Source organism: Endozoicomonas sp. ALE010 (assembly GCF_049310165.1).
In the GTDB taxonomy this organism is placed as follows: domain Bacteria; phylum Pseudomonadota; class Gammaproteobacteria; order Pseudomonadales; family Endozoicomonadaceae; genus Endozoicomonas.
In genome coordinates this window covers 1-14530 of the sequence record NZ_JBLYNV010000010.1, presented here as the reverse complement: position 1 = coordinate 14530, position 14530 = coordinate 1, and the positions used below count along the sequence as shown (strand labels likewise).

At 48.6% G+C, this 14530-nt stretch carries 10 protein-coding genes; 8 read left to right on the top strand and 2 right to left on the bottom strand.

Translation table 11 applies throughout. From position 1 onward, the window contains the following. The first annotated feature begins 35 nt into the window (after positions 1-35). Together ACO6UY_RS06470 and ACO6UY_RS06465 are read left to right on the top strand one after the other, a co-directional pair. Positions 36-1040 (top strand): DUF1853 family protein, encoded by a 1005-nt coding sequence (locus ACO6UY_RS06470; protein ID WP_422489412.1) that lies wholly within the window; start codon positions 36-38, stop codon positions 1038-1040. A 149-nt stretch (positions 1041-1189) separates the two neighbouring features. Further along, positions 1190-1762, top strand: a complete 573-nt coding sequence (locus tag ACO6UY_RS06465) for a PhnA domain-containing protein (RefSeq protein ID WP_422446090.1) — start codon at positions 1190-1192, stop codon at positions 1760-1762. Between the two features lie 19 nt (positions 1763-1781). On the opposite strand, the gene aceK is transcribed toward ACO6UY_RS06465, so the two are convergent. Both aceK and ACO6UY_RS06455 read right to left on the bottom strand, forming a co-directional pair. Further along, complete coding sequence (gene aceK, locus ACO6UY_RS06460; protein ID WP_422460692.1) at positions 1782-3587, bottom strand: bifunctional isocitrate dehydrogenase kinase/phosphatase; 1806 nt, start codon at positions 3585-3587, stop codon at positions 1782-1784. A 16-nt stretch (positions 3588-3603) separates the two neighbouring features. After that, a complete protein-coding gene (locus ACO6UY_RS06455; RefSeq protein ID WP_422460690.1) occupies positions 3604-4551 on the bottom strand; it encodes a 1-aminocyclopropane-1-carboxylate deaminase/D-cysteine desulfhydrase in 948 nt (315 codons plus the stop codon). 192 nt (positions 4552-4743) lie between these two features. Here ACO6UY_RS06455 and aroQ point away from each other — a divergent pair, with 192 nt between their 5' ends. The 6 genes from aroQ (at position 4744) to ACO6UY_RS06425 (ending at position 14399) form a co-directional block, all read left to right on the top strand. Continuing rightward, positions 4744-5553: a gamma subclass chorismate mutase AroQ gene (gene aroQ, locus ACO6UY_RS06450; protein WP_422489410.1), complete on the top strand. Its 810-nt coding sequence runs from the start codon at positions 4744-4746 to the stop codon at positions 5551-5553. 102 nt (positions 5554-5655) lie between these two features. Then, positions 5656-6903: a hypothetical protein gene (locus ACO6UY_RS06445; protein ID WP_422446098.1), complete on the top strand. Its 1248-nt coding sequence runs from the start codon at positions 5656-5658 to the stop codon at positions 6901-6903. Between the two features lie 97 nt (positions 6904-7000). Then, complete coding sequence (locus tag ACO6UY_RS06440) at positions 7001-7723, top strand: epoxyqueuosine reductase QueH (protein WP_422446100.1); 723 nt, start codon at positions 7001-7003, stop codon at positions 7721-7723. 30 nt (positions 7724-7753) lie between these two features. Beyond that, complete coding sequence (locus ACO6UY_RS06435; RefSeq protein WP_422460687.1) at positions 7754-9667, top strand: hypothetical protein; 1914 nt, start codon at positions 7754-7756, stop codon at positions 9665-9667. 199 nt (positions 9668-9866) lie between these two features. Beyond that, positions 9867-12971, top strand: a complete 3105-nt coding sequence (locus ACO6UY_RS06430) for a hypothetical protein (protein ID WP_422489408.1) — start codon at positions 9867-9869, stop codon at positions 12969-12971. A 174-nt stretch (positions 12972-13145) separates the two neighbouring features. Then, complete coding sequence (locus ACO6UY_RS06425) at positions 13146-14399, top strand: MFS transporter (RefSeq protein WP_422465593.1); 1254 nt, start codon at positions 13146-13148, stop codon at positions 14397-14399. Positions 14400-14530: the final 131 nt, after the last annotated feature.

Genomic DNA, 14530 nt, shown 5'->3' with positions numbered 1-14530 from the left:
ACATTGAAACCATGTAATAGTATATAAACGTCAGTATGAACAGATTTTCACATCAAAGCATACATCGCACTCTACAACAGGCAGTAGAATGGGTACAAAACAGCCCGCCATTATTTAATAGTACGGCCAGTCCTCTATTTCTGGACTCCCCCTTACCGGCCGGAACAGCCCCGGTGATTCTTGATCAACAGCAACTGGCCCTTTTGGAAAGTCTGGTTAACCAAAAAGGCAATCCCCTGCTCGGCATTTTCAACGAAACCTTATGGCAATTCCTGCTGAGCCAGCTGCCTGATAGCCAGACCATCGTCGCTAACCTGCAGGTGAATGGTGAGAAAAATGGTCAGCCTGCCACACTGGGTGAATATGACCTTATCTACCAGCGGAAAAACCGGTTTATCCATCGGGAGCTGGCCGTTAAATTTTATCTGGGTATGCCTGGTGAAGCTGACAATGCCGTGGGGTCTTCATGGCAACATTGGGTCGGCCCCGGGCTCAGGGACCGGCTGGATCGCAAGATGGATTGCCTGCTCCATCATCAAGCCCTGTTGAGTGATAGCCATGAAGGGCGGGAAACATTATTAACGCTGGGTATTGTCCAGCCGGTTGCTAAAGAGATCCTGATACAGGGAAGGCTTTTTTATCCCCTGTACCGCACAGATAAAACAGCCATACCGCAACTGAACGACATCCAACTGATAACTCAGGCAGAACAGCATATAACAGCGCAATGCCCGCCACCGGAGTATTGCAACCAGAATCACCTGAAAGGTTATTGGTTAACCCAAAGCCATTTCCTTCTGGGTACCCGGTCCATCAGCAGGGATATCCGCTTCCAGATACCTCAGAAAGTGCAGTGGTTGAATCAGAACCCTGTTGCAGAGTTGCTCGATCAGGATGCGCTGATACGCCAGCTGCAACCGCAAAAACGACCGGTGTATATCAGGGCAATCCATCAGGCGCTGCAACAGCAGATGCATTTGTTTATTGTGCCTGATGACTGGCCTGAGAGAGCGATGAAAGTGGCTAAAACCGATGAGTGACAATCAATGGCGAACTGACCTGATTTATTACTCATACCTCAAAGGAAAATTGCAAATTTCTACAGCAGTACTTGATAAGTCCCTGATTGGAGATTTCTGAAATTACAGGCATACTAGCCTTCCCTCCATTTGGTCAAATATTCCCTTCTATGACTACCGAACAAACTCTGATGGAGCGCAGCGGCGCTCAATGTGAACTGTGCAGTTCAAAAAATGACCTGAGCGTTTACCCTGTGCCGCCAAAGAGCGATGCATCCCATCCGGACCACTGCCTTCTGGTTTGTGATAACTGCCTTGGGCAGATCAACCAGTCAAATACCATGGATACTCATCACTGGCGCTGTCTGAATGACAGTATGTGGAGCCAGGTTCCCGCCGTTCAGGTCATGGCATTTCGTCTGCTCAACCGTCTGTCATCGGAAGGCTGGGCCCGGGACCTGGTGGATATGATGTATCTGGATGATGAGACCCGTGAGTGGGCAGAGTCCGGATTAAGCAGTGAAGAATCAGCAGCCCCCACACTGGATAGCAACGGCAGTGTATTGAATGCGGGCGATACAGTCACGCTGATCAAGGATCTGCCGGTCAAAGGTGCTGGCTTTACTGCCAAGCGCGGCACAGCTGTACGCAATATCTCTTTGACCGGTAATCCTGAACAGATCGAAGGCCGTGTCAATGGTGTCCGAATTGTTCTGTTGACCAAGTACCTGAAAAAAGCGTGAACACCATAAGTAGCGCCTGTTAAACCACAGGCGCTGTTTTTTGACGGGACGCAGCCCGGTCAACATGGTGTTTTTTCAGTTGCAGTGATGGCGTGTATGGCAATACATCCATCACCTGCCCCTGGGAAATCTGCTGCTGAACACTGCGCCAGTAGCTGGCGGTAAAAAGATCACCATGAAGACGGGTAAAACGTTTGCGGATGGCCAGATCAGGAAACAGAAACACCGGAAACTCTTCCGGAAAAATATCCCCCGGTGAAACGGAATACCAGGGCTCAGCGGACATTTCCTGCTCTGGATAGAGCGCCTCCGGTATCTCGCGAAAATTGCACTCGGTCAGATAGATAATTTCATCGTAATCGTAGAAAACCACACGACCATGGCGAGTGACCCCGAAATTTTTCAGCAGCATATCGCCCGGGAAGATATTAGCAGCGGCCAGTTGCTTGATCGCCCGGCCATACTCATCAAGCACCGCTTCCAGTGCCTGCTCGTTGCCATGGTCAACCAACTGTTCAACATAGATATTCATGGGCATCATTCGCCGCTCAGTATATAGATGGCGAATCAGCACCTTATCGTCATAGACAAGAACGGTAGAGGGCGCTACCTGCCGCAACTCCTGCAACAACTCATCACTGAACCGGGAACGGGGCAATATCAGATTGGAGTACTCCTGAGTATCGGCCATCCGCCCTACCCGGTCATGGGTTTTTACCAGATAGTACCGGTCTTTAACCATGGCCTTGCTGATATCTTTGGGCGGGGCGAAATGATCTTTTATGACTTTAAACACCATATCCAGGGAAGGCAGCATAAACACCGACATCACCATGCCCTTGACACCCGGTGCAATGACAAACTGATCAGCAGAATGGTGCAAATGCTGGAGAAAATCCCGATAGAAGACACTTTTACCATGCTTGAAGAAACCGATGGAGTTATAAAGCTCGGCACGTTTTTTTTCAGGCACCAGCGTGTGCAAAAACTCAATACACTCGGAGGGAATCCGGGCATCAACCAGGAAATAAGAGCGGGTAAAGCTGAACAGCACACTGACGCTGTCGTTTTCACAGAGCAGGGCGTCAACGTAGAGCGCGCCCTGTTCATTATTCAGAACCGCCAGAACAAACGGTTGCAGGTCGTCACCGGCCACCAGCCTTCCCACCAGGTAAGCGGCTTTATTCCGATAAAAGACCCACTTCAGCACATCCACCCGAACATTACTGCGCCGAACCCATGATGGCTGAGCTTTCTGCAACGCATGGATAATATTGCGAATATCCCTGCGCCGGTACTCCCAGGGCAGTTCAAACTGAAAATCATCCAGTATCTGGCCAACCTGGCTGACCAGCCCCTGCTGCTGGCTTTGGTCATTACTTTTATCATTAAAAGCATAGGATCGATAAATGCCCCTGGCGCTGTGCACCTTAAAACCATCAAATTCCGACTGAATAAAACAGTGACGGGGGTTCACCGCTTCGCCCCTGAACAACTTGCGGTAGATGGAGTTATAAAAGGTTTCCGCCAGTTCCGGGTCGGTCCGGTAAGAGATCAAATCCAGGTAAGCGTCATGCACATCCTGCCAGCAGCTACTGTCGCTGAGATAGGACGCTTCAATCCGGGATGCCAGGGTTGTCATCACATCAGTGACGGCAACATGGTAAAGGTTAATCCGGTCTGAGGCAGCATTTTGTGCAGCACTCCAGTCCGCCTTCAGAAAACGGTCCCGAGCCCCCAGGGTGATGTCAGTAAAGCGTGTTCGATAGTCACTGAACCCTTCAAGAACAATTCTGGCAATCTGTCGGGCTATTGAAGTATTCATCACTGCACCATTGCTCTTATATTTTTATATCAATTCCGCGCCGCCCCTGAAGCCCTCCGGTATGAACCATTAACAGCCGTCTGCCCCGGCAGGGAAGGCCTTGCTTCAGGTTTTCCGCCAGTGAATGCCTAATGGCAAACATGACCTTGCCGGTGTATACCGGATCCAGAGGGATTGCCGTCTCCATCTCAAAGGATTTGATAAACGACAGCAACGCCTCGGTAGTGCGAGCGTAACCGCCATGATGATAGTCCGTCAACAGTGTCCAGTTAGCCAATGCCTGCCCGGTGTAGTGATGAATATCACCGCGCAGAAAATCGCCTCCTTTAAGGACGGCGACACCGGTCACCTGCGTCTGTGGCATCTCTGTTGCCGCAGCCAGCGCCACCCCTGACAGCGTGGCCCCCGTGCCACAAGCCAGCCAGATCTCATCATAGCTCCCCGCAGTGATGCCCCCTGCGGCCAGAATTTCGCGGCAACCCTGCACACCGGACACATTACTCCCGCCTTCCGGTACAACATGCACATCCCGGGCTGACAAACCTGATTGATGCAAAAGATGGTGAACAAAGCCGGCTTCATTCTTTCGACGATAATCACTTCTGGACAGGTAGTGTAATTGCATTCCCCAGTTAACCGCATCGGTCAAGGTTGCTGACAGAGATTCCCCCGGCTCCCCCCTGATAACGCCAATGGTTGGCATGCCAAACCGATGACCCGCCGCAGCCAGTGCATGAATATGGTTGGACCAGGCACCACCAAAGCTGAGAATGGCCGATTTGCCCTCCTGCTGCGCGGCAATAAGATTGTGTTTCAGCTTGTACCACTTGTTACCGCTGATCTCGGGGTCAAGTTGATCCAGGCGCAAAATATCCAGGGATACGCCCAGTTCATATAGCCACCCGGTATTCACTGGCTGAACAGGAACCCGCCTGGCCAATTGCTCAATAGATTCGAATACCATATTCCTGCCCCACCGATGAAAATCCAGCCATTTCCTGCCTTGTGCACTGCTGCTTGCTCATTCTGCTTATCTCACTGAATGTGCGCCGAAACCTGCCTCATAAATGACAGTCCGTTAGAGTTACTGACAACATAGTTAGTTTGTTGATTGATAGCTCCTGTTAAGCTGTATTGCTGATAGCCTGAAAATGGTTTGAATCAAAGAAAATTATTACATCCCTTAAACAAAGGACTCGAATCTGTGAACCCGGTTAATCAAGCATCCACTACGATAAGTCCGACAAATTCCAAATATCCTCCGCCATCATCGGTTGAAGATAAAAAAAAACCGGTAAAACCGCTAACAGATCCAGATTTAATGGTAAATATCAAGCATTCTCCGAAACAATGTGCCCAAGCCAGTGATGGCACGTTTCAAAAAGTTGCAATAACTGAACAAAACAGGCTGGTAAATTCTACAGGCTTTACTCTACAGCCCGATACCCCCCCTGAAACAACACCAGTAACCGAGGTTTTGCCAGACAAAAATCAGCAATTACATGGAATCTTTGAGTTAATCAACCGGCGGCTGACTTATATGAAAGATGTAGCCTTATTCAAGGTCAGGGAGAATCGGGCTGTTGAAGATTTGACCAGAGAAAAAATGGTGCTTAAGAAGGCCATGTGTGATGCTGAAAATGCTGGTTTAGACCCGGATTCCATGAAACATTTTTTTCAGGCACAGATGAATGCGGCCAAGGCTATTCAACAGGGGTATATTGATCAATGGTCTTCTGCCAGGCCAGCAAATAAAAAATACCGTGACCTGGATTCTGAGGTCAGGCCCAGGCTGATAGAGCTTGGTAAACAGATCGTGAGTCAAATCAGCGCATATCTTTACAATGGAGGAAAGTTTGATAATAACATGCAGCAAGACTTTGTCAGGTTAGTAAATGCAACGCACCTGTCCGAAGACGACAAAGAAAAAATGTTTGAATGTCTTCAGAGGATACGTGTGATTTAAAACTGATTGATTGACAGCTTACATTAAAAGAATTTTTTAAGCCGAAGATGACTTGAAATCCAGAAAATTTTTTATAACCACTAAAACAAAGGATTCAAAGTTGTGAACACAATTAATCATCCCCCCCCTATTGCAAGTCAGACAAAGTCATCTTTATTGCCCCCTCAGCCATCATCGGTTGAACATCAGAAAATACCGGTAAAACAGTTATCGAATCGAAATTTAATGGTCAATATCCAGCATGCCACCGGTAATTCCCCTGAACAATGCACTCAAGCCGATAATGGCGCACTTAGGAAAATAGCAGTAACTGCTGATAAAAGGCTGGAAAATCCCCTGGACCATCCTCTGCAGTCCAGCAAGATCCCTGAAAAAACGCCAGAAACTGAGGTTTTGCCAGTAAAAAATGAACAATTGCTGTCACCTTTGATGATTCCGCCGGAAAATTCCAATCATCTGGTTAAAAGAGATAATTGGCTTCCATATGGTGATCCAGATGTTTTTAACTCAGAATTCAGATTATTTGTTGATCGGGTAAAAGACAGTATTATTAAAAGAACAATCACTGCTGAAGAGTTAATTAAGAAAGCAATTAATACTCGTAAACACATTGAGATTACCAGAAATAATGACTGTGCTGAAGAATTTGGCCTTCTTCGTAATAATCTGCAATTAGTGAGTAATTATCCCATTTGTACCCACACCCCACTAGACTCTACTTATTCCTGTGCTAAACAACGTGCGGTTGAACTGACCTATAATAAATCCTTTATCAATCACATAACCAAGGCAGGAGAAAGGTTTATCAAGCACATCTCTGACAAATATAAACTAAACCCCCTTGAAATTGATCATATACATTATGGCGTGGTTGTGGGTAATGCAGGAGAGAATAAGGTTTATCTAACCCAAATAGTGACCAGCCCCAGAATCAAGAATTATGGAATTGAATATTTTTTTGGTGACTGTTATTTGCATTATGTTGGCAAGAATAAGCGCTCTGCTTTAATTATCCATACGGATCCTGATCAACTGAATCCGGGGTTACAGCATGTTCAGGGTTTAATTGATCAGGCGATGGCTGGCGACCTTTCGGTAATCCCTCGCATTCACTGGTGGTATGTGCACTTGGCACCAACGGCCAGAGGACCCGGTGGTACTGTAGAAATGATCATTCATGCACTGTGTGCTGCCAAAGGGTACTACCTACCCGGTTGGGCAAAAGGTATAGCGCCTTCCATTGAGGTACTGGTGGAACCGAATGAAGACGCCTTTTGTCAAAACTACCATCAATTATTTGAGGCTCATCAGGGGGCATTACAAATGCTGTTTACCAATAGGAGCGATTAAACCATCGGTTCTGCTGCTGGATAGCAGGTTTACGACAATATTTTGCTATGCTTACCGGTTGTGTAAACACTCTACCTGTCAGACTGGTATGGCTGCCATGAAAAACACCCCTCTCTCCCTGGAAAATTATCAACGTCCTGTTCTGAATATTCCTGATGGTGCTGAAAAAATCCTGCTGCATTCCTGCTGTGCCCCCTGCGCCGGTGAAGTGATGGAAGCGATTCAGGCATCGGGTATTGAGCAGACCGTATTCTTTTACAACCCAAACATCCACCCCGCTGAGGAGTACCGGCTTCGCAAGGATGAAAACAAACGGTTCTGTGACAAACTCAATATTCCGTTTATTGATGCTGATTATGATACCGACAACTGGTTTGCCCGCACCCGGGGCCTGGAAAATGAGCCGGAACGGGGCAAACGCTGCACCGTCTGTTTTGATATGCGCTTTGAACGAACCGCCCTTTATGCTTATGAACACCACTTTACGGTGATCTCCAGCACACTGGGTATTTCACGCTGGAAGAACATGGAACAGATCAATGACTGCGGCATCCGCTCTGCCGGGCACTACCCCGGTGTTTCCTACTGGACTTACAACTGGCGTAAACAGGGGGGCAGCCAGAGAATGATTGAGCTGTCCAAACGGGAAGCGTTCTATCAACAAGAATACTGCGGTTGCGTATACAGCCTGAGAGACACCAACCGCTACCGAATGGCCCAGGGACGCAACCGGATAAAAAGACTGGTGAATTTTTACGGCCAGAGTAACAATGCGCAGGACGGGAAAGAGGACTGTGCTATTATCGCTAAATCTTCGTGAAAACCATCCGCCAAATAATGTCGACTATTTATGGATTGCATAAAAAGTAGTTCCGGTCATGCACTTTCATCAACACCAGTTCAATCTCAATATGGGACACGAAGTGGTATCAGCACGCGTAGGGACGCCATTGTTCGTGACAAGGATGAGCTTTCGTTATTGCTCGATTTACCCTTTGAAATACAAGCCAAAATTTATACCTATTTGCAGACTCGTGATATTGCCCGTTTAACACAGGTGAATTCATGCATTTACAACACGCTCAAAAAAGATGCATCAATGATAAGGGCGTGGTATCGCCAGATTGCCTCATCACACCTGGCCATTACGGAAACAATCCTCACTGCAAAAAATAAAGGTCAACTCGAGAATTGGTTGAGCCGTTTTACAAAGGATAAGGCATTAGTCAAGTCAATTATGGATCGCCAGGCGTGTTTTTATTTTCCTGCTCTGTTCTTTTCCACTCTCACTAAACTGATGTGTCAATGTAAAGCATTTAAATTAGAGACTTTAGCCAGCATCCCCTGTCATAGTTTAAAGGACTTAGCTGCCTTCAGCGCCGATGGACGCCACCTGGTGATCGCCTGTGACTCTGGAGCCTGTAAAATCTATGGCCAGGAGAGCGATGAATCATGGGTAGCAAAAAGCACTATCTCCCATGATAAGCAAGTCAGATCAATCACCTTCAGTGCCAATAGCCGCTATGTAGTGACCGCAAGTATGGATGGCAATGCGAAAATTTATGGCAAGAAGGACGAACAAACATGGGAAGAAAAAGCCACTATTTCCCACAGTCACTGGGTACGCTCAGCCACCTTCAGCCCCGATAGCCGCCATGTGTTGACCTACAGTAACGACGGCACAGCGAAAATCTATGGCAAGAAGGACGAACGATCATGGGAAGAAAAAGCCACTATTTCCCATGATGATACGGTCGATTTTGCCACCTTCAGCAAAGATAGTCGCTATGTAGTAACCATCAGTTGGGATAAGAGGGCAAAAATCTATGGCCTGACAGACGATGGGTCATGGGCAGAAGAAGCCATCATTCCACATGATGACCTTCTCTACACAGCCAGCTTCAGCCCCGATAGCCGCTATGTGGTGACCGCCAGCATGGATAGCAAGGCGAAAATCCATGCCAGGAAGGACGATGGGTCATGGCTGGAAATAGCCATTATTTCCCATTTTGTCTCGGTCACCTTCAGCTCTGATAGTCGCCATGTGGTGATCACCAGAAAAAAGGGCAGTGCAACAATCCATAGACTGGATGCCGATGGATCATGGGAAAAAAAAGCCATCATTTCCCGCAATGGAAAGGTTAACTCAGTCACATTCAGCCCCGATAGTCGCTGTTTTTTAATGACCTCCAGTGACGATGGCAAGGTGATAATCTCTGGCCAGGATAAAGACGGATCATGGAAAGCAAAAGCCATCATTTCCCATGACAAGACAGTCTACTCAGCCAAATTCAGCGCCGATAGCCGCCATGTGGTGACCTCCAGTTCGGATGGCAAAGCGAAAATCTATGGCAAGAAGGACGATGGATCATGGGAAGAAAAAAACATCATTACCCATAACAAAAGTGTCTACTATGCCACATTCAGCCCCGATAGCCGTCATGTCATCACCTGCAGCATAGATCGCACGGTGAAAATCTATGGCCTGACGAACAATGGATCATGGAGAGAAAAAGCCGTCATCTCCAATGGTAACGATATTAGATTAGCAACCTTTAGCGTCGATGGCCGCCATGTGGTCACTGCCAGTTTCGATGGAACAGTGAAAGTTTATGGTCTGAACAGCGATGGATCATGGGAAGAAAAAGCCACCACTTCCCATCATAGTGCAATCATATCAGCCACCTTTAGCATCAATGGCCATGTGTTGACCATCCATGGCGGTAACACAGCGAAGATCACTGAACTACGGATGTCTGACTGATTGTTTGCTGTCAATTCTGTGGTTAGAAGTTGTCGCATAATTACCACTCGCTCCATTCCTTAACTCGTTGGCCTGTTCAGCCAATTCAATCGGTTATGACACCGTTGGAAAGATAGAGAAGCCTGATCCATAGGGCCGTGATGGAACTTTTCACCAACCAATTACTCTCATGAAGGACAAGTTTTAATGGAGTATTGCCATGGATGTTGACTACGGAACAGGGAATTACGCAAGCCTGTACCCTCAACCAAAGTCTGACACCCAGTCCGTAACAGCCTCTGGCCAATGGACCGCCGACAAATCGAGCTGCAAGCGGCGACCCCCTCATCCCAGGGAGCCTGAGCGACAAGTGCTACAGTGGGCCGCCAGGAGTGGGCGTCTGGCGTTTCGGCGAATTTATTTAAATACAGAAAAACAGTACTTTTCAGGTAAGGGGTCACCAAGACCCTTCTCCCTCGTCCTGCCGGGGGGAATGATGCCCACCAAGCCCATACCAAAGAGGTATCGCCAATGGATGGTAGGCATTGTTGATCCACAATGCCTGTATGTCTATAAATGTGATGCTTTTACTCAACGTCTGCTGCTGGAGCCTGGCTTGACTCCGGCACAACTGCGAGCAAAGCTACTGCCTGATCTGCCAACAATGTTTCATAGACGTCGAGAGCATGGCGAACAAGTCACCTGGAGAGCGTATCCTCATCGTTTCACCTCGGGACATCTGCAAAAGGATGGAACGTTCAGTTTACCAAAATTAAAACCCGGCAATGACACCCCTGAACTGGATTACCCGGAACTGGTGCTCACCAAATATGGCAAAGAAGACATCAAATGCTTCGTTGTATACCTTGATGCACAGATAAATATTGCCGAGACCCTGCGGCACAAGCGTCAGTGTGAGGAGGCATTGGAGCTTGAATCATTGCCGCTGGTTGTTTATTGCCACCGAACAGGTTCTGTTCAGGTCTATTTTGATGGTGAGCTGGACAGTAAACACCTGGCCACGAATGAGGATTCTCTGGATTATTTTGCGATTTCACAGGGCATACCCCCAGAAAATTTCAGAGCCATGTTAAATCTGCTGCCAATGTCTCTGCGGACACAGGCACTGAGCTCGGAATTAACCGTCTCACCAGATGTTGAGCACAAATTGCAACAGGCCATCCAGCTGGTGAGTGATCCCCGTGTTTACAGTTACGAGAAACTTCTGGGATTAAAACAGAGTGGTTTGCCAATCCACCAGCCTTTTTTTCATAAAGGAAGTTTTGAATCTTTGCTCGAAATGCTCCTGGATTCCGAAATGTGCAGATACTCACATCCCAAGCAGAAGCACATCAAGAAACAGGAGGAAGAAGCTTACCGGATGTTTCAGCTGCTTTTGCACAGTGGGGCAAGTCTGCCGAAAGAGTGGTGCGTGTCATTCATGTACTGGATGGACCGTTTTGACAGTAACACAATGCCTCTGGACATAATGAATTGCATGCTGGCTGCCTTTAGTCCATTTGACTTCCTGACTCTGCTCCATCTCAGACAGATACCTTTGACCTTCTGTCCGGGTGCCGTTGTTGAATTTGACCGCATTTGCCAGGGGCTTAGTCAACAGCAACGGCAGGACGCTCTGGAAAAAACAGTGCAACAATATGTGAGAGATTGCAGCTTCCCGGCTCTCGACACCATCCGGTCTCACTTACTGGCCCTGTTTTACTCAGGAGCTTCCCTGAACAAAAGCTTCATGAAATCTTTAACATCCAATATGCAGAGGCAGTATCGTGAAGACAGGATGCTTGTTGATGATTTTTCTCCAAATGATTTTATCAAATGGCTTGATAATCTATGGGAGCAACGGGAAACATATCCTCTGTACCGGAATTGGCCAACGTATGTCCAGAGGGCTCAGCGTGAAAATGCACGCCTGAAACAATCGCTCCATCAGAACGATTCCGGCGCATCGCCAACATCATTGGCAGCTGAGACACCCACAGCGTTACAGTTTGTGGTGAACGCTTTCAGCGAACCGCCGGTCCTGCCTGATCATGTCGGTGATAATGAAAAAACCATCCTGACGGTGTTGCAGCATTATTACCGCCGCCCGGGACCGGAACGGGTGATCAAGAGCCTTGGCAGACAGACCATGCCAACCGTGTGGAAACCGCTGCACAGCTGCAGTCATGTTCTGCGGGCCAGGAATAATGGGCTCTGGTATATGGAATTGCTGGAAAAATTTCAGCTGCGTCGCCTGGAAAAAATAGAAAAAGAACTTCTGGCACTGGCGATTATCTACCATGATGCCGCTGCCGAAGATGTCGACAAATCAGCGGAAGAAACAAGGTCTGCGGGCTATTTCATACGGGACCTGACCGGGCACTACCCTGAACCGCTGCTGGGTAATATGGCCCAGGCGATGGTCAGCAAGGAAAACGATAACAGGGGTAAAGACGAGCAGAACCTGCCTGACCCTGTGCGCTGGTATCTGCGTATATTACGCTTTGCGGATCGACTGGACATTATCCGTTGTTTTGGGGTCGGGGCTGATTTTCCCGGATTCACGGTGACTGAGCCCCCGGGCTTTGATGCTGCACGTCTTGATTTACCAGCGAAGCTGACTGGCGAGTTTGCCTCCGAGTCTGGCAACAAGAGTGAATTCCAACGTCACCTGGAAGCCGCCATGCACGGTGCGGCTGATCTGGCGCGGATAACCACGCGACTTCAGGATCATCGCAAAAAAGACTACACCAAAGCCTATGGTCTGAATGACCATTGCGGCTCCGGGATCTCTGAAAACTTTGAATTGACAACTGAGCCAATGCAGAGAATGAACCAGATTATTAATGACAATGTTCGGCGCAAAACAGCCCGGGAGGCTGGCATTATTGTCTGTTCAGACCCCGACCACCTGGCCTGTAAGGCTGATCAGAACAAAGGGGTCACTTATGGCATTCATAACAGCTGGTATGATCTGGGGCAGGTGGCGATTCCAGCGGGAATGACGCTGCTGGAAAAGATGCAGTACGAACATGACCCATCACTGCTGAGCCCGGCAACGCAAAAGGCACTGGCGCAAGAGGTGCAGCGGCTGAAGAGTGAAGGTATACGGATGAATCCGGGCACCTTGACGCAGGAAACGCTGGCTTCGGAGGAAGCCCGGAAAGTACTGAAGAAACGTGGTATCACCGTGGTCGGCGAGAAGCGCCCCTACTTCACCGACAATGGCCGCCTGAAAGAGTGGCCAATGCTGGTGCCAAAGAAGATATTGAAGCCTGGTGCCCATGAAAATGCTCCAGCGGGGTGGGCATGTACAATGCTTTGATCAGTTGCAGAGTTCCTCAAAATAACGGATTCTGAACCCTAATATTATCTTAACCCGTTCGTTGCTGAGAACATCTGCAATCCCTTCGAGCTGCTCTATTCCGCTTTCCTGTCAGGCCGATAAAACCCGGAATAGATCGCTCATTTGGTTAACACCGTTATCGGGCTACAAACTATGATACGTTTTGTTGCGCCACTGTCAGGCATGTTTATTTTCGCTTTGGCCAGCGGATACCTGACGACTCTGATTCCCCTGAGAATCAATGCGACAGATGGCAATGACTTTCTGGCCGGCCTTATGGGTACCGCCTACTATCTGGGATTACTGGCCGGGTCATTTCGCTCAGAAAGTATTGTTTGCCGGGTAGGTCATATTCGCTCGTTTGCCTGCTTTATGGCGTTGCTCTGTGCCACCGTACTGAGCCTGGCACTGTCGGAGAATACCACCAGCTGGCTGGTACTGCGCTTCCTTAATGGCATGGCGGTGGCGGGCATATTTGTTGTGGTTGAGTCATGGCTGCTCTGTGAAAGCGACAGCGCCAACCGGGGCAGAGTGCTGTCTTTCTACATGGTGTCACTCTATGGTGCCAACGCTATCGGACAGCTGTTTGTTGGCTTCCTGGATAGCAGTAGTCTGATGCCGTTTATCCTGATCGGGATTCTGCTGTCATTATCGATCTTCCCACCGGCCATGACCCGAATCCCGACACCGGAAATTGAAGAGGCTTCTACCCTGGGATTCAGAAAGCTGTTTGAACTGACACCCTCCGGAGTACTCGGCTGTTTTGCCGGTGGCCTGATACTGGGTGGTTTGTATTCAATGCTGCCCATCTACCTGGCCGATCTCAGCGGCAGTGATGATCACACCGTAGCGCTCTTTCTGGCCATCACCATGATTGGCGGCATGGCACTGCAATTTCCAGTAGGCTACCTGTCCGATATTATTGATCGGCGTAAAATGTTGGTTCTGGTTGCCCTGGCTGGCTGTGCTATTTGCTTTGCCCTGATCCTCAGTTCCCACGAGAGCTGGCTGTATTATCCAGCACTGTTTCTGTTTGGCGGCGCTACCTTCACGCTCTATCCACTGGCCATCAGCCACGGCTGTGATCATATGCACCCGGATGATATTGTTGCCGGCACCCAGGGACTTCTGCTGGCCTACAGCCTTGGTTCGTGTATCGGCCCGATCTTCGCTTCACTGTTTATGAGCCATATTCCTGAAGGCCTGATGCTGTATTTCATCACGGTGATGGGCGTTACCGGTCTTTTCTTCCTGATTCGGATGGCTTACCGTCCTGCGATCTACACCAGCGAAGAGCAGCACTTTATTCCAGTACCCCGAACAACACCCATTGTTGCGCAGATTGACCCGCGTTCTGATGCCGAGGAGTTCCTGGAAAGCGAAGATACGGCTAAACCGGCATGCTGAGGAACTGCCTTTAATCACTTTCAACCCTTAAACACAACATAGCCCTTGTAGGAACTCTTCCATCCAGTCATCGTTGTTGACCAGTTCTGACTCTGTCGCCAATGAATCCAGTGTCGCCCATGAATCCAAAT

Bases quoted from the DNA above. Each gene is read 5' to 3' on its own strand.
- ACO6UY_RS06430 (WP_422489408.1), top strand. From the start codon at position 9,867: ATGGATGTTGACTACGGAACAGGGAATTACGCAAGCCTGTACCCTCAA.
- ACO6UY_RS06465 (WP_422446090.1), top strand. From the start codon at position 1,190: ATGACTACCGAACAAACTCTGATGGAGCGCAGCGGCGCTCAATGTGAA.
- ACO6UY_RS06425 (WP_422465593.1), top strand. From the start codon at position 13,146: ATGATACGTTTTGTTGCGCCACTGTCAGGCATGTTTATTTTCGCTTTG.
- ACO6UY_RS06440 (WP_422446100.1), top strand. From the start codon at position 7,001: ATGAAAAACACCCCTCTCTCCCTGGAAAATTATCAACGTCCTGTTCTG.
- ACO6UY_RS06435 (WP_422460687.1), top strand. From the start codon at position 7,754: ATGGATTGCATAAAAAGTAGTTCCGGTCATGCACTTTCATCAACACCA.
- aceK (WP_422460692.1), bottom strand. From the start codon at position 3,587: ATGAATACTTCAATAGCCCGACAGATTGCCAGAATTGTTCTTGAAGGG.
- ACO6UY_RS06455 (WP_422460690.1), bottom strand. From the start codon at position 4,551: ATGGTATTCGAATCTATTGAGCAATTGGCCAGGCGGGTTCCTGTTCAG.
- ACO6UY_RS06470 (WP_422489412.1), top strand. From the start codon at position 36: ATGAACAGATTTTCACATCAAAGCATACATCGCACTCTACAACAGGCA.